18 protein-coding genes are annotated in these 20,516 nt (G+C 65.3%); 8 read left to right on the top strand and 10 right to left on the bottom strand.

Annotated features, from left to right (window positions below; all coding sequences use genetic code 11):
* Window positions 1-76: 76 nt before the first annotated feature.
* Window positions 77-931, top strand: coding sequence for a lysozyme inhibitor LprI family protein (locus K289_RS0124155; protein ID WP_027553904.1), 855 nt, complete (start codon window positions 77-79; stop codon window positions 929-931).
* Window positions 932-973: 42 nt separating this feature from the next.
* Here the strand turns inward: K289_RS0124155 and K289_RS0124150 are convergent, their stop codons facing one another.
* Both K289_RS0124150 and K289_RS0124145 read right to left on the bottom strand, forming a co-directional pair.
* Window positions 974-1,861, bottom strand: coding sequence for a TauD/TfdA family dioxygenase (locus tag K289_RS0124150; protein WP_027553903.1), 888 nt, complete (start codon window positions 1,859-1,861; stop codon window positions 974-976).
* Window positions 1,862-2,069: 208 nt separating this feature from the next.
* Complete coding sequence (locus K289_RS0124145; RefSeq protein ID WP_027553902.1) at window positions 2,070-2,849, bottom strand: SDR family NAD(P)-dependent oxidoreductase; 780 nt, start codon at window positions 2,847-2,849, stop codon at window positions 2,070-2,072.
* 97 nt (window positions 2,850-2,946) lie between these two features.
* Between K289_RS0124145 and K289_RS0124140 the strand changes: the two genes are divergently transcribed.
* Together K289_RS0124140 and K289_RS0124135 are read left to right on the top strand one after the other, a co-directional pair.
* Entirely contained in the window at window positions 2,947-3,684 is a 738-nt protein-coding gene (locus K289_RS0124140; RefSeq protein ID WP_027553901.1) for an SDR family NAD(P)-dependent oxidoreductase, read from the top strand.
* Between the two features lie 61 nt (window positions 3,685-3,745).
* A complete protein-coding gene (locus K289_RS0124135; protein WP_027553900.1) occupies window positions 3,746-4,123 on the top strand; it encodes a CsbD family protein in 378 nt (125 codons plus the stop codon).
* Window positions 4,124-4,185: 62 nt separating this feature from the next.
* Here the strand turns inward: K289_RS0124135 and K289_RS0124130 are convergent, their stop codons facing one another.
* Together K289_RS0124130 and K289_RS0124125 are read right to left on the bottom strand one after the other, a co-directional pair.
* On the bottom strand, window positions 4,186-5,922 hold the full coding sequence (locus tag K289_RS0124130) for an SGNH family hydrolase (RefSeq protein ID WP_027553899.1): 1,737 nt from the start codon (window positions 5,920-5,922) through the stop codon (window positions 4,186-4,188).
* Between the two features lie 171 nt (window positions 5,923-6,093).
* On the bottom strand, window positions 6,094-7,416 hold the full coding sequence (locus K289_RS0124125) for a lytic murein transglycosylase (protein ID WP_371260847.1): 1,323 nt from the start codon (window positions 7,414-7,416) through the stop codon (window positions 6,094-6,096).
* 261 nt (window positions 7,417-7,677) lie between these two features.
* Here K289_RS0124125 and K289_RS0124120 point away from each other — a divergent pair, with 261 nt between their 5' ends.
* A complete protein-coding gene (locus K289_RS0124120) occupies window positions 7,678-8,553 on the top strand; it encodes a UTP--glucose-1-phosphate uridylyltransferase (RefSeq protein WP_027553897.1) in 876 nt (291 codons plus the stop codon).
* A gap of 81 nt (window positions 8,554-8,634) precedes the next feature.
* On the opposite strand, the gene K289_RS0124115 is transcribed toward K289_RS0124120, so the two are convergent.
* Window positions 8,635-10,131: a diguanylate cyclase gene (locus tag K289_RS0124115; RefSeq protein ID WP_027553896.1), complete on the bottom strand. Its 1,497-nt coding sequence runs from the start codon at window positions 10,129-10,131 to the stop codon at window positions 8,635-8,637.
* 147 nt (window positions 10,132-10,278) lie between these two features.
* Here K289_RS0124115 and K289_RS0124110 point away from each other — a divergent pair, with 147 nt between their 5' ends.
* Window positions 10,279-10,548: a hypothetical protein gene (locus tag K289_RS0124110; protein WP_027553895.1), complete on the top strand. Its 270-nt coding sequence runs from the start codon at window positions 10,279-10,281 to the stop codon at window positions 10,546-10,548.
* Window positions 10,549-10,744: 196 nt separating this feature from the next.
* On the opposite strand, the gene K289_RS0124105 is transcribed toward K289_RS0124110, so the two are convergent.
* Window positions 10,745-13,621: an EAL domain-containing protein gene (locus K289_RS0124105; RefSeq protein WP_027553894.1), complete on the bottom strand. Its 2,877-nt coding sequence runs from the start codon at window positions 13,619-13,621 to the stop codon at window positions 10,745-10,747.
* 141 nt (window positions 13,622-13,762) lie between these two features.
* Window positions 13,763-14,761, bottom strand: a complete 999-nt coding sequence (locus K289_RS0124100) for an NAD(P)H-quinone oxidoreductase (protein WP_027553893.1) — start codon at window positions 14,759-14,761, stop codon at window positions 13,763-13,765.
* Between the two features lie 113 nt (window positions 14,762-14,874).
* Here K289_RS0124100 and K289_RS0124095 point away from each other — a divergent pair, with 113 nt between their 5' ends.
* Window positions 14,875-15,066: a DUF1192 domain-containing protein gene (locus K289_RS0124095; protein WP_027553892.1), complete on the top strand. Its 192-nt coding sequence runs from the start codon at window positions 14,875-14,877 to the stop codon at window positions 15,064-15,066.
* 739 nt (window positions 15,067-15,805) lie between these two features.
* The gene (locus K289_RS0124090; RefSeq protein ID WP_027553891.1) at window positions 15,806-16,315 is read left to right on the top strand and encodes a DUF1465 family protein; all 510 of its coding nucleotides are present in this window, start codon (window positions 15,806-15,808) and stop codon (window positions 16,313-16,315) included.
* Between the two features lie 205 nt (window positions 16,316-16,520).
* Here the strand turns inward: K289_RS0124090 and rpmE are convergent, their stop codons facing one another.
* Window positions 16,521-16,748 (bottom strand): 50S ribosomal protein L31, encoded by a 228-nt coding sequence (gene rpmE, locus K289_RS0124085; protein WP_027553890.1) that lies wholly within the window; start codon window positions 16,746-16,748, stop codon window positions 16,521-16,523.
* A 197-nt stretch (window positions 16,749-16,945) separates the two neighbouring features.
* Here rpmE and K289_RS0124080 point away from each other — a divergent pair, with 197 nt between their 5' ends.
* On the top strand, window positions 16,946-18,796 hold the full coding sequence (locus K289_RS0124080; RefSeq protein ID WP_027553889.1) for an ABC transporter ATP-binding protein/permease: 1,851 nt from the start codon (window positions 16,946-16,948) through the stop codon (window positions 18,794-18,796).
* A gap of 202 nt (window positions 18,797-18,998) precedes the next feature.
* Here the strand turns inward: K289_RS0124080 and K289_RS0124075 are convergent, their stop codons facing one another.
* Both K289_RS0124075 and K289_RS0124070 read right to left on the bottom strand, forming a co-directional pair.
* A complete protein-coding gene (locus K289_RS0124075) occupies window positions 18,999-19,445 on the bottom strand; it encodes a GNAT family N-acetyltransferase (protein ID WP_027553888.1) in 447 nt (148 codons plus the stop codon).
* Window positions 19,445-20,473, bottom strand: a complete 1,029-nt coding sequence (locus tag K289_RS0124070; protein ID WP_027553887.1) for a peptidoglycan -binding protein — start codon at window positions 20,471-20,473, stop codon at window positions 19,445-19,447. The genes K289_RS0124075 and K289_RS0124070 overlap by 1 nt, the downstream gene beginning before the upstream one ends.
* Window positions 20,474-20,516: the final 43 nt, after the last annotated feature.

Genomic DNA, 20,516 nt, shown 5'->3' with positions numbered 1-20,516 from the left:
TCATGAGCCGCCGAGCGGTAGGCTTAGCATCGATTTGCTGCTATCGGGTCGCGCGCAGCTCACTGGGTGACCGCAAATGAAATTCCCCTTTCTGGCCTCCTTATGGGCTCTGGTTCTCGTTCACCCGTCTCCTCTGTACGCACTTGATTGCACCAAGGCTTCATCACCGGGCGAGAAGCTATTCTGCGCGACGCCCAAACTGAAAAAGGCCGACGAGGCGATGAGCGCCGCGTATTTCAAACTCCTGCGCGAGACGACAGATCCGGAGTTTCACGATGCGCTGATCCGCAGTCAGCGGCGATGGCTGGAGGTGCGCGAACACGGCCCTGACAGATTCGGACAAGCGAAACGCGACACGACCGATGACCGCGAAATTCTGTTTACAGCAACCTATGATCGAATGATATTTCTGCAAAGCGGCGACCCAATCCTCAACATGGAGCAACAGCGAAAACTCCGCCTGAAAGATAGCGGTGGTGCGTTCGCCGGCTACAAGACGAGCTGCGTTCTTCAGCCCCCACCTTATGGAAGTTGGAATTACGAGTGCTGGGGCGAAGCGTTGCGCCAGCAAAATGAAAGAATTTGCAGCTCGGTCGTCGAATGGGCAAGCGGTTACATGACCGAACACCGAGCTGTCAGCGTCTTGAAAGATGGCAAGCCAACATTCGTAGCAACTTGTTCGACCGGCCATGCCTCGACGAGCGAGCAGTGCCCCTTACCCGACGGCGACGTCTGGAACAAACTGGATGGTCGCTGGAATACAAACCCGGCAGCGTCCGACAACTTGCCGGCATGGGATGCAGGGGACCTTTGGAAATACGATCCGGATATTTCACTGAATGCAACCGATCAGCGGTGGATGCAGGATTGCCTCTTCGCTCCGACTTACCCTCCGTCGCCGGAAACGAGCCGCCCCCAGCCCGGGAAGTGATGCCGTCCCGGCCTTCGCCCCGACGATGACGGTGGCTGAATCCTACTCCGCCGCCCGCTGCTGCGCTGTCGGCTCGGTGCCGGCAACAGTGGCGCGGCGCATGTCGCGGGGCTGAGACTGGTCGTAGCGGCGCACGCGGTGCATGGTCTGGCGGTTATCCCACATCACGAGGTCATGCAGCTTCCATTTGTGGACGTAGACGAACTCCGCCTGTGTCGCGTGCTCGTTGAGATCGCGCAACAGGAGCCGGCCTTCGGGCGCGCTCATGCTCACGATCTTGCCGGCATGCGATGACAGATAGAGCGACTTGCGGCGATGGACGGGATGGGTGCGCACCAGGCGTTGCAGCACCGGCTTGAACATCTCCTTTTCCTCGTCCGTATATTCGGTGAAGCCGAGCGAACCGCGCGAATACATCAGCGAGTGCTCGCAGACGAGATCGTCGATCTCCGCCTTGGTCTCGTCGTCGAGCGCGTCATAGGCCGCGCGCATGTCGGCGAATTCGGTGTTGCCGCCCTTCGGGTTGACCACGCGCGCCGACAGCAGCGAGAATTTCGCAGGGATCGGCCGGAACGAGCTGTCGGAATGCCACAGGCAGTTGCCGAGATTGAACAGATGCGTGCGGCTGTCCTTTGCCAGCGGCTTGCCATCCTTGCCGAGATTGGAGACGTCGTTGAGGCCCGATTGGAGACGGTAATCTTTCTCCTTGGTCACCGTGCCGCCGCGCGCGTCCTCGCGCTGGCCGAAATTCAGCGCGAACGCCATCTGCTGCTCGTCGGTGATGTCCTGGTCGTGGAAGACGAGCACGGCGTATTTGTCCATCGCGGCCTCGACCTCGCGCGCCTCGTCCGGCGTGAGCGGCTTTCGCAGGTCGAGGCCCGAAACCTCGCCGACAAAATGCTTCTGAAGCTGCCGGACGGCGATCGTCATGGCGTTTCTCCCGCGAGTGCGAGCGGTTGGTCCCGCTCTGCTATCGAAAAAAGCTACTCCCGCACCCGGCGATGTCAACGCTTGGCGCGCATGGCTCGTAAGCATGATCCGGAGAAGTGCGAAGCGGTTCTCCCTCGCGACAAACGCGGAACGCGTTTGCGCGGAGATCATGCTCGAACCATAACCTAAAACGCGATCTCGTCGCGCTTTAGGCGTTGCGCGCCATCAGGCCGCCGTCGACGGGGATCACCGCGCCGGTCAAAAAGGATGCGGCCGGCAGGCACAGGCTGAGCGTCATATGCGCGACCTCTTCCGGATCGCCGTAGCGGCCGAGTGCGGTGCGGCGCTTGGCGTAGATGGTCTTGTGCTCTTCCGAAATACGGTCGGTGATCGCGGTGCGGATCGGCCCCGGGCAGATGCAGTTGACGGTGATGCCCTCGCGGCCGAGCTCCGCGGCGAGCGAACGGGTGAGGCTCGCCACGCCGCCCTTCGCTGCCGAATAGGGGCTGTGCAGCGCGGTCGCGCCGAGCGCCTCGGTGGAGGCGATGTTGACGATGCGCGGGCTGTTCGATTTGCGCAGGTGCGGAAGCGCCGCGCGGATGATGCGCGGATGCGCCGTCAGCATCACGGCGATGCTCTTGGCCCATGCGTCTTCGTAACCTTCGTCGTCGATCGCGACACGCACGGAGATGCCGGCATTGTTGACGACGATGTCGAGCCCGCCGAAATGCGCCGCGACGTCATCGACCACGCGCTTGATCTCGCCGGCATCGGCGACATCGAGCTTCCAGGCCTTCGTCGAGCCGCCGTTCCCAGCGATCTCCTTCGCGACAGCCTGTGCGCCTTGCTCATCGAAATCGGTGACGGCGACATGCGCGCCTTCGGCCGCGAACACGCGCGCCGTCGCGCGCCCCATGCCGCTCGCGGCACCGGTGACGAGTACGGTCAGGCCCTTCACGGACCGGCTGAGCTGCTTGAACTCGGACATGTTGTTTCCTCGGGCGCGCTTGGTTCTTGTTATGAGATTGACAAGGCTTGCATCGATCCGCAGACAGGTCAAACAAGCAAGAACAGGGGAGGCCGCGATGGCGAATGAGCTCGATTTCACAGGCAGGCAGGTGCTGGTCGTCGGCGGTTCCAGCGGCATCGGCAACGGTATCGCGCAAGCCTTTCGCGCCAGGGGCGCGCATGTTGCGGTTTGCGGCACGCGTGCTCACGCCAAGGAATATTCGGCGGAGGAAGGGTCTGATCTCACGGGTCTCGCTTACGCCCAACTCGACGTCAGCAGCGCCGGCGCGATTGAAACGTTCAAGCCGCCCTTCGATCGGCTCGACGTGCTCGTGCTGGCGCAAGGCGGAGTGCTCTATCGCCGCGGCGAATTCGAGATGGCGGGCTTTCGCAAAGTCGTCGAGGTCAACCTGATGAGCCTGATGGCTTGCGCCACGCGATTTCATTCCATGCTGCGGGATGCCAAGGGTTCGCTGATCATCATCTCCTCGACTGCCGCCTATCATTCCACCATGGGCAATCCCGCCTACAATGCGTCCAAGACCGGCGCGGTCGGATTGACGCGGACGCTCGGCGAGGCCTGGGCCGAGGACGGCATCCGCGTCAACGGCATCGCGCCGGGCCTCGTCGATACCAAGATGACGAAGGTAACAACCGACAATCCCAAGCGGCTCGAAGGCGCGCTGGCGCGCATTCCGCTGCGGCGATTGGGCACGCCGGCCGACATGGCGGGCGCCGCCCTGTTTCTGGCCTCGCCGTTGTCGTCCTACATCATCGGCCAGACCATCGTGGTCGATGGCGGGCTCATTCTATAAAACCAAAGGAACTGCGCCGCGCCTGGTCGGTTACTTGGGCTGACCCCCGAGGAGGACCATCATGGACAACGACCGGATTGTCGGATCGGCCAAGGAATTCTCTGGACGCGCGGAAGGCGCCGTCGGAGAGATGGCGGGCGAGGCGACGACGCAGGCATCAGGCCGCGTGCGCGAAGCTGCCGGCACGGTGCAGGATCTCTACGGCCAGGCCAAGGACGCAGCGCGCGATGCAGGCGCGACCGCGGCCGGCTACGCCAAGGATGCTTATGATGCGGGCGAAGACACGTTCCGCGACGGCACGCAGGCGATCGCCAAGAAGGTGCGGGACAATCCGTTCGGCGCATTGCTGGTCGCCGGCGGCATCGGCTTCGCGCTCGCCCTGCTGATGTCGCGTCCCGCGCGCCGTCCGCCGCCGCGCTGGCGCCATTACGGCTGGTAGCCGATCACGTCATAGCGGGACGCCGCGTCAGCGGCGAACCCCATTGCGCGATAGGCGCGTAACTATCGGAACATTTCCGCCGAGCGCCCAACGTTGCCCGGCGGACGCGGGATCGCCGGATTGGGATTCGGATTGCGCGGCCCCGGCGTGAATTGACGCGGCTGCTGCGGCGGCGAGCCGAAGCCGAAGAAATCGCGGAATGAGGGCGTGGCCTGCGCCGGCTGCTGCTGTTGCTGCTGCACCGGAGGCTTCTTCGGCGCGGGCCTCGGCGGCGCGATCGCTGCGGCAGCGCCACTGCTCGCCGAGCCGGGAGTGGCACCGCCGCTGCCATCCGGCGTCGTCGTCGCCATCGGGGTGTCGCCCTTGGCCTGTTCGCGGCCGACCTCGCGGCGCGGCCAGGCATAATCGTCCGCACGGCCCGCGGGCGCGCTCAGGGGCTCTCCCTTCACCAGCGTTTTGGCAGCGAGCGCATCGACGGCAGCGGGACGCGAGCCCGGTCCGCCCAGCAATTGATCGGTCGAGATCGCGGCCGCAACCAGCGGCACGATCGGGCCGGCCAGCGGTCGCGGCGCGGGCTTGCCGGGCTCGGCACTGGTGTCGGGCGTTGCCGGCTCGCTCGGCAATGCGATCGGGCCGGAGCGGCCCGCGAGCAGGCGCGTGATCTCGCGCTCGACATAGTGCGCGAGCTTGCGGGCGCCGGCCTTGGTGAAATAGACGCCGTCATAGGTGCGGAGCTGACGGATCTGGCCTTCGAAGTCGGGGCCCTTCTGCAGGAAGCGGCCGGCTTCGTCGACAAAGCCGTCCCAGACGTCGACGTAGGTGATGCCGGCCTTGCCGGCGCCTTCGCGGTAGAGCGAATCCAGGAACAGCATGTCCGCCGTGCCCTTGGGCCCTCGGATCGCGGGCAGGCCGACCCAGAGCACCGGCACGCCCTTGGCTTTGAGGACGGCGGCGAGCTCCTCGATCTTCTTGCTGTAGAGTTCGACCCAGCGGTCGTCGCGGAATTCATAGAGGCCGTTCGGCGAGCGTGCGGTCTTCTCGGCGGATGGGGTCTGCGGCGCGTCGGCGCTGTCGACGTCGTCCTGCGGCAGGTCGGTATCGGCCGATTTGTCGTCCGGTTTGGCGGTCGTGTCGGCGCTACCGGGTTTGGCGTCGCCCGGCTTTGCCTGCGGCTTGGCGCGCGCGCCCTTGTCGTTCTTCTTGTCCGTTTTGTCCGTTGCCTTGTCCGATTTGTCGGGCGCTGGCTCGCGGATCGCGACGCGGTCGTTGAGGCCGAGCATGACGACGATGACGTCGGGCTTTTCGGTCTCGAGGATTCCCCTCGCCGCGGCCGCCCAGTCGGAGGGCTCACCGCGCGGCTGGTACTTGATCAGACCGGACGTTGTCTTGTGCTTGCGGATCACGCCCATGTCGGGCTGTTCGGTGTAGGCATCCTCCAGGCCATAGGCGAGCCAGTCAGCCATGGCGTCGCCGATCACCAGCACGTTCTTCTCGGCGGTCGTTTCGCGTTTCGCCGGCGCCGGGGCGCGCGAAAAATCCTGGCGCGGGGCCTGCTGCTGCTGCTGAGGCTGCTGGAATGGCGCGAAGAAGTCGCCGCCGAACCAGCCGCCGCCATGGCGCGGCGGCGGCGCCGATCGCTGCGGAGGCCCGCCGAAGCCGGGGAAGTTGAAGAACTGTGCCGAGGCGGGTCCTGCGACCGAGACCAGAATCGCAAGCGCCGTCCCCAGCGCGATCAACGGGCCGGTCTCGGTCAGCGTCTTGAACAGGGACGCCTTAAACGGGGACTTGGGCTTCGACATGCGATCTCGGGCACGCGCAACGGCTGTTGGAATAGGCTCAACATAATAACGGAATCGGGCCGCAAACGGGCAGATTCTCTCGCAGATTCTTTGAGCCATACACCGGGGATCGGCCGTTCCCGTCAAGGGCATCAGCCAAAATTCCCGTTCAGGGTTACTTTCGCCCCGGTTTCAGCGTCCCCGCAGCCGTTCCAGCATGTCGGACGAGGCAAATCCGTCCGCCGGGGCCCCGATCGAGGCCTGGAAATTGCGCAGCGCCTCCCGGGTCTGGCCGCCGAACTGGCCGTCCGGGGTGCCCTTGTAGAAGCCGCGCTGGGCGAGCAGCTGCTGCAGCTCCAACCGCTCCGCGCGGGACAGTTCCCGTTCCTGCCGGGGCCAGGGCTGGGTGAAGGGCTGGCCGCCGCGCAGGCGGTCGGCGAAATGACCGATCGCCAGCGCATAGGCCTCGGCCGGATTATATTTCATGATGACCCGGTAGTTCTGCAGCATCAGGAAACCCGGCCCCTCGGCGCCGGCAGGCGCCAGCAGGTAGGCCTTCTCGGCCGGATGCGGGAACGGTTGCCCGGCCGGACGGGTGATCCCCAGCTTCTCCCATTGCGCGATCGTCATCGCCTTGGCGCGATCGGCCAGCATGTAGTTGAAGCCCTTGGGCACCACGACCTCAAAGCCCCAGGTCTGGCCGGCCTGCCAGCCATCCTTCTTCAGATTGTTGGCGGTGGAGGCGATCAGGTCGGCGGGATTGTCGACCACGTCGCGCCTTCCGTCGCCGTCGGCATCGACGGCGTAGCGCTTGAACGCGGTCGGCATGAACTGCGTCGGGCCGAACGCGCCGGCCCAGGAGCCGCGCATCTGCTCAGGCCTCAGATCGCCGCGGTTGAGGATCTCCAGCGCGGAGAGGAATTCGTCCCTGAAATAGGCCTGGCGGCGGCCGATGCAGGCGAGCGTCGCGGTCGATTGCAACACGCTGCGGTCGCCCATCTGCGTCGAATAGTTGGATTCGATGCCCCAGATCGACGCGACGATGTAGCGATCGACGCCATAGGCCTTTTCGGTCGCGTCGAACTGCGCCTTGTATTTGGCGAGCACCTCGCGGCCCTTGGCGAGCCGGTTGTCGTTCACGAGGATGTCGAGATAGTCCCAGATCGATTTGGTGAACTCCGGCTGCGAGTCCAGGAGATCCATGATGCGCAGGTCGGGCGACAGGTCCGCCGTGAAGCGCTGAAAATTCTCCTGGGTGATGCCGCGCCGTGCGGCATCAGGCCACATCCCGGCAACGCAATTGTTGAAGTTGCCCGCCGCCTCGCGGATTGCGGATGCCGTCATCAGCGGATGACCGGAGGCACCGTCCTCGCCGCTCCAGGGTTGGGCGCCGCCGGGCTGGGCCTGCGAAGGCGCCGGGTTCGATCCGGAAAAAATGCCGCCAAACAAATTGGACAGGCCGCTCTGCGCCTGCGCATTTGCGGGCAGCGGGAACGATAGCATGGCCGCAAGCATTGTTGCGCCGGTCAAAGGCCTCGCGAATTTCGCCATCCCTGCCACTGATTGCCTCATGTCCTGCCCGTCCGGCCAAAAATCCGCCTTCAGGAGGCCCCGTTGCGGTTGCCAATATCTTAACAAAGGTGAACTTTTGTAGGCGGCCTTGTCATCAAATACGCCGGGCAAGGGCCCTACATCCGCCTTTGTTAGCGGCTGCAAACCGTCTAGCAAGCACTCATTGCTTCGTTCACGCATCTCTCAAGGTATTCGATCGAGCCCATGAAAATCCGCAAAGCTGTATTCCCGGTCGCCGGCCTCGGCACCCGTGTCCTGCCCGCCACCAAGGCGATGCCGAAGGAGATGCTGACCATCGTCGACAAGCCGCTGATCCAGTACGTCTATGACGAAGCGAAGGAAGCGGGCATCGAGCATTTCATCTTCGTGACCGGCCGCAACAAGAGCGTCATCGAAGACCATTTCGACCGCATGTTCGAGCTCGACACCACGCTCACCGCGCGCGGCAAGAAGGCTGAGCAGGAGATCTTGGCGCAGAACCAGCCGGAGGCGGGCGCCGTCAGCTTCACCCGCCAGCAGGCGCCGCTCGGCCTCGGCCACGCGGTCTGGTGCGCGCGCGACATCGTCGGCAACGAGCCGTTCGCGGTCGTGCTGCCCGACGAGCTCGTGCTCAACACGCCGGGCTGCCTGAAGCAGATGATCGAGACCGCGGCCACCCTCGGCGACAAATCCAACCTGCTCGCGGTCGAGGCGGTGCCTGACCATCTGACCCATCAATACGGCATCTGCGGCGTCGGCAAGCGCAACGGCAAGATGTTCGAGGTCGACGGCATGGTCGAGAAGCCGCCGAAGGGCACCGCGCCCTCCAATCTGTCGATCACCGGCCGTTACATTCTCCAGCCGGAGATATTCAAGATCCTGGAAACGCAGGAGCGCGGCGCCGGCGGCGAGATCCAGCTCACCGACGCCATGATCGGCCTCGCCAAATCGCAGAAGTTCTACGGCGTCGAGTTCGAAGGCGAACGCCATGATTGCGGCTCCAAGGCCGGCTTCCTGCGCGCCAACATCGCCTACGGCCTGAAGCGCCCGGAGCTGCGCGACGGACTGATGGCGGAGATGAAGAAGTATCTGGGGCAGTAGCGCGGGCTGTTTGCTCACGCATTATTTCGCCATCCCTCCTGGTGTGGTGCGTGAAACCACCCTGGCGGCGAGGACTGCGCCTCACGCCACCAGCGACAGCTTCGGCAGGTTCGCGACCACGGACTGGTTGCGGCCGCCGGCTTTGGCGGCGTAGAGCGCCTTGTCGGCTGCATTCACCAGGATCGACCACTCCAGGCCGGCGGTGGGAACGAGGCTCGCGACGCCGCAGGAGACCGTCGACGTCGTCTGGTCGTCGGACCAGCCCTGCACCTTGCAGCGGATCGTCTCGGCGATCTTGAACGCATCGGTGGCCGAGGTGTTCGGCAGCAGCACGGCGAATTCCTCGCCGCCGTAACGCGCGGCGCAATCGCCGGCGCGGCGCACCGAATCGGAAATGCAGATGGCGATGCCGACCAGCACCTGGTCGCCGGCCTGGTGGCCGAACGTGTCGTTATAGGCCTTGAAGTGATCGGCATCGATCATCAGAAGCGCAACGGACGTCTGCTGGCGCATGGCGCGGCGCCATTCCACGTCGATGACGGAATCGAACTTGCGGCGGTTGCGCAGGCCGGTGAGCGCATCCGTCGTCGCCATCTCCTCGAGCTTGCGCTCGGCCTCGGCGCGCCGGCCGATCTCGCGGGCGAGCACGATGGTCGAGCCCAGCACGAACAGTGCGAGCACCAGCACCACGGCGCCGATGCGCAGGGCCTCCGTCCGCCAGAGCGCGAAAACGACGTCGAGCGGCTTTCCCGCCACCACGAACAGCGGACTGGCCCCATTGCTGCGGACGTAAAGGCGCGGCGTTTCGTCGATCGGTCCTTGTCCTGCGAACGAGCTGCCGATCCTCAGATTGTTGGCCTTCCAGCGCTGACGCTCGGAGAGGTTCGTGCCGATCACGTCGAGGTCGAACGGCCGCCGCATCATGATGGTGCGGTCGCGCCTGAGCACGGTGATGGTGTCCTCGGGCTCGAGGCTCAGCCGCTCGAACAATTCATGGAAATAGCTGAAGCGGATCGAGCCGGCGACGACGCCCATGAAGCCGCCATCGGTGTCGCTGATGCGCCTGCTCAGCACGATCGAATAGGCGCCACGGAACAGCATCGGGCGGCTGATGAACAGGCCGGCGCCGGGATTGTCGCGATGGACCCTGAAATAATCCTCGTCGCTGCGGTTCTCCGGGACGGGATCGAGCGTGGAGGCGTCGATGGTGAGCCTGCCCTCGGCGTCGAACACCTGGATGGCGCCGAAGTGCCTCGCCGTGGTGGCATGGTCGAACAGGATGAGCTGGCGGATCGGTTTCGAGACGGTGCCGATCTCGGGCAGCAACATGTTGCTGGCGACCGCCTTGAGCGACAGGTCGTAGACGTCGATGTTGCGGCTGATGTCGGCCTCGATGGTCGTGGCCAGGTTTTCCAGCGTCTGGCGCGCGAGCGCCTCCTCGCCGCGACGCATGTCCAGCATGACGTTGACGCAAATGGCGGAAAAGCCGATCACCGTCACGACCGACGAGACGATCAGCAGCTTCGCCGAAATCCGCCACGGCCGGCGGGCCATGACTTCGCGCCATCCAGACAGCATCGCTTGCTCCCGACACCAACGGATGCGCCCGAATGATTGCGTAGTGTTTAAGTCGGGACGAGGGTAGTGCAATCGGTTAAGAATTGGTTTCCAGGGCGCACGCTTTTAGGCAAGGCAGGCCTTTGGACCAGCGAGATGAGGACGGCGGTGAACGACTACGACGCGCTACGCGATTACCTGATGCGGCAGAAGCAGACCGAGTTCGTGTTGAGCTTTGAACAGATCGAGGAGATCATCGGCGCCGCACTGCCGCGCGCGGCGCACCGCGCCTCGTGGTGGGACAGCCTGCGCAGCCCCGACATCCAGATGCCGCAGCGCGAAGCCTGCCTTGCCGCGGGCTTCGTGGCGACGCGGATGCCGGACGGCCAGAGCGTGCGGTTCAGGAAGCAGCCGAGCCAGCGGCGGCGGCAGGGCTAATGCGAGCAGCGCATGTCGCTGCCTTCCCTTCTCCCCTTCTTGTGGGAGAAGGTGGCGCGAAGCGCCGGATGAGGGGTTGCCTCCGCAGAGAGAGGCTTCAATTTGAGGGATCTATCCGCGCGGAAAGAAACCCCTCACCCGTCTCGCCGCTTCGCGCCGAGCCACCCTCTCCCGCAAGGGGAGAGGGGAAGGAAGGTCAGCTCGCCGCTTCCAGCCGCACTTCGGTGAGCAGCCGCATCGCGGCGTCGGCATCCATCGGCTCGCCGAAGGCAAAGCCCTGCGCGTATTCGCAGCCCATCTGGTAGAGCTCGACTGCGTCGGAATCGGTCTCGGCGCCTTCCGCCACCACGTCCATGCCGAGATCATGCGCGAGCGCGATGATCGACTTCAGGATCACCGGGCGCGTGCCGCGGCTGGTGGTGCGGACGAAGGACTGGTCGATCTTGATGGTATCGAACGGGAAGCGCTGCAGATAGGCGAGGGAGGAGTGGCCGGTGCCGAAATCGTCGAGCGAGAGCCCGGTGCCGAGCTCGCGGATCCGCGTCAGCATCTGCGCCGCGTGCTCCGGATTCTCCATCACCAGCGATTCCGTCAATTCGAGCTTGAGCGTGCCGCGCGCGACCGAGGAGCGCGACAGCACGGTGCGGATGTCGTGGATGAGATCGTGGCGGAGCAGCTGCCGCGAGGAGACGTTGACGGAGGCGAAGATCGGCTCGCGCGAGCGCATCGCGCGCTGCCACACCGAAAGCTGCTTTGCGGTCTGGTCGAGCACGAACATGCCGAGATCGACGATCAGGCCGGTCTCTTCGGCGATGCTGATGAATTCCGACGGCGACATGCGCCCGAGCTTGGGATGATCCCACCGCGACAGCGCCTCGAAGCCGGCGATCGAACGGTCCTCCAGCCGCACGATCGGCTGGTAGAGGATCGTGATCTCCTGGCGCTCGATGGCGCGGCGCAGCTCGCTTTCCAGCGTCAGGCGATCGGTCTTGCGGGCGCGCATCGCCGGCTTGTAGACGTCGATACGGTCGCCGCCGATGCGCTTGGAGTGATACATCGCGAGCTCGGCGTCCTTGATGATCTCGTCGGTGAGCTGCGTCTGCGGATCGGAGAGCGCGAGGCCGATCGAGGCGGTCAGGAAGATCTCGCGGTCGTTGAAGGCGATCGGCGCGCGGATGGTCTTGCGGATGGTCTCGGCAAAAGCGGTGATGCGGGCGGGATCCTGCTCCGACAACAGGATCAGGCCGAACTGGTCGCCGGCAAGCCGCGCCAGCGTATCCTGCGGCTTCAGGATGCGGGTGAGGCGGCGGGCGAGCGTCAGGAGGATGGAGTCGCCGACCGCGATGCCGACGGAATCGTTGACCTGCTTGAAGCGGTCGAGGTCGATCACCATCAGCGTCGGCCGCAGCGTCGGCATGGTCTTGGCGAAATTGGCGACCGCGTTGAGCCGGTCCATGAACAGCTTGCGATTGGGCAGGCCGGTCAGGTTGTCATGCACGGAATCGTGCAGCAGGCGCTCCTCGGCGTTGCGCAGCTCGGTGACGTCGGTGAGCGTGCCGACCACGCGCGAGACCTCACCGTCCGAGCCGACCACCGGGCGCGCCTTCAGCGCGAACCACATGAAATGGCCGTCCGGTGTGCGCAGGCGGAAATCCTGCACCAGGCGGCCGCGGCGCTGGTCGAGCACGCTGTCGAGCGCGGCGCGGAAGCGATCCTGGTCGAGCGGATGCAGCACCTCGAGCCAGGACGCGGCCGGCCCTTCGAGCGCACCGCGCTTCAGGCCGAGCAGGGCTTCGGTCTCGGGGCTGGTGAAAACCTTGTCGGCGGAGACGTCCCAGTCCCAGATCAGGTCGCCGGAGCCGGCGAGCGCGAGCGCCCGCCGCTCGATGTCGGAGACGACCCCTGTGGTGGTGGCGCCGCCGGCAAAGGCGTGCTGCATCACCGTGAATCCGATCAGCATCACGATCAGCACGAGGCCGCCAAGCAGCGCCGGGCCGACGATGTCGTTGGTGACGGAGCCCGCGACCGTCATGCCGGCCGCAACCACCCAGACCAGCAGCAGGAACCAGGTCGGGATCAGCAGCACCGCACGGTCGAAGCCGTGGGTGGAGAGATAGACGATCAGCGCAAAGCCGGCGAAGGCGATCAACACCAGCGACATGCGCGCGATGCCGGAGGCAACGGCCGGATCGAACAGCGCCAGAGCAACCAGGGCCCCGAGGAAGAGGAGCCAGAGCACCGTGATGTGCGAATAGCGCACATGCCAGCGGCTTAAGTTGAGATAGGCGAACAGGAACACCAGCAGCGTCGCCGCGAGGATCGCCTCGCCCGCCGCGCGCCAGATGCGCTCGGCGTTGTTGGACATGTCGAGCACCTTGCCCCAGAAGCCGAAATCGACGCCGATATAGACCAGCACCGCCCAGGCCAGCGCCGCGGCCGCCGGGAACATGATGCTGCCCTTCACCACGAACAGAATGGTCAGCACCAGCGCAAGCAGGCCGGAGATGCCGATCACGATGCCCTGGTAGAGCGTGAAGGAATTGACCTTGTCCTTGTAGGCCTCCGGCTCCCACAGATAGAGCTGCGGCAGCTTGTCGGTGCGCAGTTCGGCAACGAAGGTGACGACGGCGCCCGGGTCGAGCGTGATGCGGAACACATCCGCGGTCGCGCTTTCCTGACGCTCAGGCCGGTCGCCGACCGACGGCGTGATGGTCGCGATGCGCGACAGGCCGAGGTCGGGCCACAGCAGGCCGGATGACACGATGCGATAATGCGGAGCGACGATCAGGCGGTCGAGCTGGTCGTCGGTGTTGTTGGCGAGCGCAAACACCACCCAGTTCTGGCCGCCTTCGCGGGCGCGCACCTCGATGCGGCGGACGATGCCGTCGGTGCCGGGCGCGGTGGAGACCTGGATGCGGTCGGTGTCGCTGCGCTGATGCTCGAGAACGCCGGTGAGGTCGATCGCGGGCGCGTCGCCGCGGACGCTGACGGCGTCAAGCGCGCGCGCCGGGCACGCGCCGACAAGAATCATGAGGCCCAGCGCTATGGGCGCGAGGCACCTGATCAGACGCAAGGCCAGTTCTCCGCGTTCGACGCAAACTCTTCAGTGCAAGGCGTTTGTCCGAACGGAACGAGATGGTTCGGCGCTCCGCGATAGATGCCACGAAAGCGAGGAAAATCAAAGGGTTTCCGCCGTCTCCTGTGGGCCTCTGGCCTAGACCTCCAACACAATTTTGCCAATATGTGCGCTCGTCTCCATCCGCCGGTGCGCGTCCGCGGCCTTTTCCAGCGGGAAAGTGCTGTCCATCAGCGGCTTGACGCGACCCTCCTGCAGAAGCGGCATCACTTTCGCCTCGATCGCGGCCACCATCGCCGCCTTGTCCGCATTACTACGGGGGCGCAGCGTCGAGCCGGTATGCGTGAGGCGCTTGACCATCACCTTGGCGATGTTGACGTTGACCTTGGGGCCGTTGAGCGTCGCGATCTGCACGATGCGGCCGTCGACTGCGGCGGCGTCATAGTTGCGGTCGACATAGTCGCCCGCGACCATGTCGAGGATCAGGTTGGCGCCAGCATTGTTGGTCTCCGCCTTGACCACGGCGACGAAGTCCTCGGACTTGTAGTTGATGGCGCGGTCCGCCCCCAGCTTGAGGCAGGCGTCGATCTTGTCCTGCGAGCCGACGGTGACGATCACCTTGGCGCCGAAGGCCTTCGCGAGCTGGATCGCCATGGTGCCGATGCCGGAGGAGCCGCCATGGATCAGCAGCGTCTCGCCGGCCTTGAGGCCGCCGCGCTCGAACACGTTGTGCCAGACCGTCATCAACGTTTCCGGAAGCGCGCCGGCTTCCTTGATCGACAGCGCCGGCGGCACCGTCATGGCCTGACCGTCCTGGGCGATGCAGTACTGCGCATAGCCGCCGCCGGCGACGAGCGACATGACCTTGTCGCCGATCTTGTGCCGCTTGGCGTTGCTGCCGACAGCCACCACTTCACCCGCGACCTCGAGGCCCGGCAGGTCGCTGGCGCCGGGCGGCGGCGGGTAGGAGCCGGAGCGCTGCGCCACGTCGGGGCGGTTGACGCCCGCGGCCTGCACCTTGATGAGGATCTCGTCGGGGCCGGGCTGCGGAACGGTGCGCTGTTCCGGCACCAGCACCTCCGGTCCGCCGGGCTTGGAGATGGCGACCACGGTCATTTGCGCGGGCAGCTTTTCCATGATTTGTCCTTGCAAGCGTGCGAGATGGATCGAGCGCCATTGATTAGCCAGCGCGGTCCATGCTGGCAACCGTCTCAGCCGCGTTTGGCCGCGCGAAAGCAGGAGGAACGTCGATGCCGATGGAAGACGACGACAAGCCTCGCAAGAAGATCAGTCACGAGATCGGACAGGATCTCTCACTGTTGTCGGTGGAGGAATTGACCGAGCGCGTCGCGCTTCTGAAGGCGGAGATCGCAAGACTGGAAGAAGCCGCCACCAAGAAGCGTGCCTCGCGCGATGCGGCGAACAGTTTTTTCAAGTCGTAGCAGTGCGCACGTTTGCGCCGCGTGGCGCCGAACCTCCCCGGCGTCATTCCGCGGCGGCGCGTCAGCGCCGAGCCCGGAATCCATAACCACAGGCCTTTGAAACGGGCAAGCCGACAGAGCCGGGCCATTCCCTCTGCGCGTGGCTATGGATTCCGGGCTCGCGACTTCGCCGCGCCCCGGAATGACGGCGGATAGAGAAACACACAGCGCGTCCGCAACGTCACGGCCGGGCTCGTCCCGGCCATCCACGTCCTTTTATCTCACTCGTCGCTAGCAAGAACGTGGATGCCCGGGACAAGCCCGGGCATGACGGGCCCAGTGCTCCGCAATGCCTCGGCCAATGACCGACATAGCTAATGAACCCTCAAAATAATCGCTCGTTTACGGTCGATTAAGCTTTCGGGTTTATGACTGGAACCGTCCTCGTTTGGACACCGAGTGGCTCCTGTCCACTCTGTTTGACGCCTCCCTGTTATCAACTTTCAAAGCCGCCGGTCTCCGGCGGCTCTTTTTTTGCGTTCAAAGCGTTTCCGAGCGAAGTGGGCACCGGTTCGCGTCAAGAAGCGCGTCAAAACAAAAGCCTTCCCCTGCGTCTAGCCGCGGTTGCATTCCGAGGAATGACCCGCGGAAACCATATCCGCGCTTGTCGCTGGACTCCGCGCCCCACCCGCGCAATGATTTGTTCATCATAAGCCGGCGCCAAAGCCGGGCGGTAACAGTTGCGTAAGGGGCGTTAACCATGGAACGTTTGCAAGCCGACGGCGCTCTCGTTCAACTCAGCGAGCGGTTCACCAATTCTGCGGCGTTCGGCGCCCTGTTTCGCGAGGGCATGGACCTCGTCGAAGAGACCGCGGCCTATCTCGACGGCGCCGGCCGCACCGAGGCCAAGGCGCTCGATCGTGCCGTCAGCCTCACCTACGCGACCGAGAGCATGCGCCTTACGACGCGCCTGATGCAGCTCGCCTCATGGCTGCTGCTGCATCGCGCGGTCAAGGAAGGCGAGATGACGCTGGTCCAGGCCAACCGCGAGAAGACCAAGGTCAAGCTCACCGCCGCCGATCCCGGTCCCGCCGACACCATCGAGAAGCTGCCGGGGCAGTTGCAGGACCTGATCCATCGCTCGATGAGCCTCCAGGCGCGCGTGCGCCGTCTCGACACCACCATCCACACGCCGCCGACCGATCGCACCGCGATCGGCAACCCGCTGGTGCCGCACCTCAACGCGCTGAAGGCCGCGTTCGAACGGTAACCGCTCAGGTGTTCTAGGGTGGGCAAAGGCGCTTAGCGCCGTGCCCACCATTTGTCTTTCGGGATCGCGACGAGAAGCGGTGGGCACGCTTCGCTTTGCCCACCCTACAGATCTTGGGCCCTTTTCGAGGGCGCGCCCCCCCAAAAAACAAAAACGCCCCTGGTCTCCCAGGGGCGTTTTTCGTTCGCGGCCGATGGGGCCGGAATCAATCCTTTTTGAGAAAGCCCGAAAACTTCTTCTGGAAGCGCGAGACGCGGCCGCCGCGATCCATGATCTGCGCGGAGCCACCGGTCCAGGCCGGGTGCGACTTCGGGTCGATGTCGAGGTGGAGCTTGTCGCCTTCCTTGCCCCAGGTGGAGCGGGTCTGGTACTCGGTCCCGTCGGTCATCACGACCGTAATGGTATGATAATTCGGATGAATTTCGGCTTTCATGGCAATTCGCCGGCGCCCGGCGCCTCTCACTTGAGTGACTATCGATGACGGATTTGGCCGGGTCTATACCCCACAGGGGCCTCTAAAACAAGTCATTGCCGGACCAGCAGAACGGGCTCTCACCTAAGGGACATCCCGGATTTGCCACTCCTCCTGCACCGGCCTATGTGGAGAGTTGTCTATTGGGTCGGGATGTCATGAGCGCTGTGGAACGGCTTGACGATCGGTACCGTGATGAGGGCAAAGCCGTGGCTGCCGAGACCCCGTCGATCGAGGCCGAGCTGATCGAGCAACCGGCGAAGGGCCGTGCCCGGCTGCGCCCATTGCTCGCGCTCGCACCCTATGTTGCCCGCTATCGCGGGCGGGCGGCGCTCGCCTTCGTCGCGCTGACGGTTGCGGCGCTGACCACGCTGCTGGTGCCGGTCGCGGTGCGGCGGATGATCGATTTCGGCCTCACGCCGGAAGGCATCGCGCTGATCAACAACTACTTTGCGGTGATGATCGCGGTCGTCGCCGTGCTCGCGCTCGCCAGCGCCTCGCGCTACTACCTCGTCATGACGATTGGCGAGCGCATCGTCGCCGATCTCCGGCGCGACGTCTTTGCCCATCTGCTCTCGCTCTCGCCCGCCTTCTTCGACTCCGCGCGCAGCGGCGAGCTGGTGTCGCGGCTCACGGCCGACACCACCCAGATCAAATCCGCGGTCGGCGCGTCCGTCTCGATCGCGCTGCGCAATCTGATGATGTTCCTCGGCGCCGCGGCGATGATGGTGATCACCAGTCCACGCCTGTCCGGCTTCGTGCTGCTCGCCATTCCCCTGATCGTGCTGCCGCTGGTCGCCTTCGGCCGCTGGGTGCGAAGGCTGTCGCGCAACGCGCAGGATACGCTCGCCGACGCCTCGGCCTATGCCGGCGAACTGGTCGGCGCCATCCGCACCGTGCAGGCCTATACCAGCGAGGGGCTCGCCGAGAAGCGGTTCGGCGGCGAGGTCGAGCAGGCCTACGAGGCAGCGCGTACCTCGACCCAGGCGCGCGCGGTGCTCACCGCCATCATCATCTTCATCGTGTTCGCCAGCGTGGTCGCGATCCTCTGGATCGGCTCGCATGACGTGCTGACCGGCGCCATCTCGCCGGGCCGGCTCGGCCAGTTCGTGCTCTATGCCGCGTTCGCGGCCGCCGGCCTCGGCCAGCTCAGCGAGGTCTGGGGCGAGGTCTCGGCCGCCTCGGGCGCCGCCGAGCGCCTGTTCGAGATCCTGCATGTGCAGCCGGAGATCACCGCGCCCGCCTCGCCGCGCGCGCTGCCGACGCCGGCACGCGGCGAGGTCGGCTTCGATCAGGTCAGCTTTGCTTATCCGGTGCGGCCCGACGTCAACGTCCTCGACGCCGTGTCCTTCGCGGTCCGCCCCGGCGAGAAGGTCGCTATCGTCGGCCCGTCCGGCGCCGGCAAGAGCACGATCTTTCATCTCTTGCTGCGCTTCTACGATCCGCGCAGCGGCGCGATCTCGCTCGATGGCGTGCCGGTCAAGACGGCCGATCCGCGCGACTTCCGCGCCCACATCGCGCTGGTGCCGCAGGAGTCCAATGTGTTCGCCGCCAGCGCGCGCGAGAACATCCGCTTCGGCCGGCCGGATGCGACCGATGCCGAGGTTGAGCGCGCAGCCGAGCTCGCGCACGCGGCCGAATTCATCCGCCGCCTGCCCGAAGGCTTCGAGACTTCGCTCGGCGAACGCGGCGTGACTCTGTCCGGCGGCCAGCGCCAGCGCATCGCGATCGCGCGCGCGATCCTGCGCGATGCACCACTCTTGCTGCTCGATGAGGCGACCTCCGCGCTCGATGCCGAAAGCGAGACGCTGGTGCAGACTGCGCTCGAGGAGCTGATGAGCCACCGCACCACGCTGGTGATCGCGCATCGCCTCGCGACCGTCTTGTCCTGCGACCGCATCCTGGTCATGGACCAGGGCAGGATCGTCGAGCAGGGCACGCATGCGGAGCTGGTCGCGGCGAACGGGCTCTATGCGCGGCTGGCGAGGTTGCAGTTCGAAGGGGCGTGAGGCGTTCCGGCCGCAGCCCAACTCAAATCGCGAAAACAACCCCATGCAAAGTAGCCCGGCGGCCACCGGCCGTGGGGCGTAAGTGCTTCAAACTCCGGTCATTGCGAGCGCAGCCAAGCAATCCAGACTGTCTCCGCGGCGGAATTCTGGATTGCTTCGCTGCGCTCGCAATGACGGCTGAGTGGGAGGCCGGCGTTCGCGCCTACGGCTTCCATTCCATCTTCAACACCGGCCGTCCCGAGGTCGGGTTCACGCCGTCGCCCGCATGCGCAAAGCCGTTGCGCTCGTAGAAGCGGATGGCGCGGGCGTTGTCCTTGTTGACCAGCAGCGTGACGCCTGCCGGCGACAGGCGCTTGGCCTCGTCAACCAGCAGCCGCGCCGCATCCGAGCCCCAGTGCTGGGGATCGACCACGAGCTGGTCGAGATAGCCTTCGCCGTCGATCGTGACGAAGCCGATCAGCGCGTTGTCCTGCTCGGCGACGACGATCGAGGCCTTCGGCACCAGATCCTTGCGCCAGCGTTCGCGCCACCATGCAAGTCGCGCCGCGAAGTCGATCTGCGGATAGGCCTGCTGCCAGGTGCGATGCCAGAGATCGATCGCGGCCGCCTCGTCCTCGGGGCGATAGGGGCGGAGGTGGAGGGCGCTCACTACCGCTCCGTCAGCTTCAGCTCGATGCGGCGGTTGCGCTTGAAGGCGTCTTCGGTGTTGCCGGGGTCGAGCGGCTGGAATTCACCGAAGCCGGCGGCGACCAGGCGCTGGGCCGGCACGCCGAGCGAGATCAGATATTGCACCACCGAGATCGCGCGGGCCGCGGACAGGTCCCAGTTCGACTTGAAGTTCGGGCCGCTGACCGGCCGCACGTCGGTGTGGCCGTCGACGCGCAGCACCCAGGCGATCTCGCTCGGGATCTTCTTGTCGAGCTCGATCAGCGCGTTCGCCACCGTGTCGAGCTCGGCGCGGCCCTCGGGCAGCAGGGTCGCCTGTCCGGTGTCGAAGAACACTTCCGACTGGAACACGAAGCGGTCGCCGACGACGCGGATGTCGGGGCGGTTGCCGAGAATGGTGCGCAGGCGGCCGAAGAATTCGGAGCGGTAGCGCGACAATTCCTGCACGCGCTGCGCCAATGCCACGTTCAGGCGCGCGCCGAGATCGGCGATCCGGTTCTGCGATTCCTTGTCGCGCTTCTCCGAGGCGTCGAGCGCCTCTTCCAGCGCCGCCAGTTGCCGCCGCAGCGCGCTGATCTGCTGGTTCAGCACCTCGATCTGAGCGAGCGCCCGCGCCGAGACCGCCTTCTCCGAGTCCAGCGCCTTGTTGAGCTCGGTGGTCTTGCCTTGCGCGTCGTTGCCGGCATTGGTGAGCCCTTCATAGAGGCCCTTCATCCGGTCACGCTCGGTCTCGGCCGAGGCGAGGCCCGCCTTCAGTTGCGAGACCTGATCGTCGAGGCTGAGCTTGCCGAGCTTTTCCAGCGACAGCAGCTCGTTGAGCTGCGCGATCTTGGCGTTGAGCTGCTCCAGCGCCTTGTCCTTGCCGGTGACCTCCTGCGACAGGAAGAATTGCACGACCAGGAACACCGACAGCAGGAATACGATCGACAGCACCAGCGTCGACAGCGCGTCGACGAATCCAGGCCAGTAGTTGAAGGGGCCGTCGCTGCGGCGGGCGCGGGCTAGAGCCATTGAATTCTCCGCTTCTCTCGTGTCCCGGACGCGGTGCACCGCG

This window comes from Bradyrhizobium sp. Cp5.3 (assembly GCF_000426265.1).
Taxonomy (GTDB): domain Bacteria; phylum Pseudomonadota; class Alphaproteobacteria; order Rhizobiales; family Xanthobacteraceae; genus Bradyrhizobium; species Bradyrhizobium neotropicale.
This window is presented reverse-complemented; position numbering and strand designations above follow the sequence as displayed.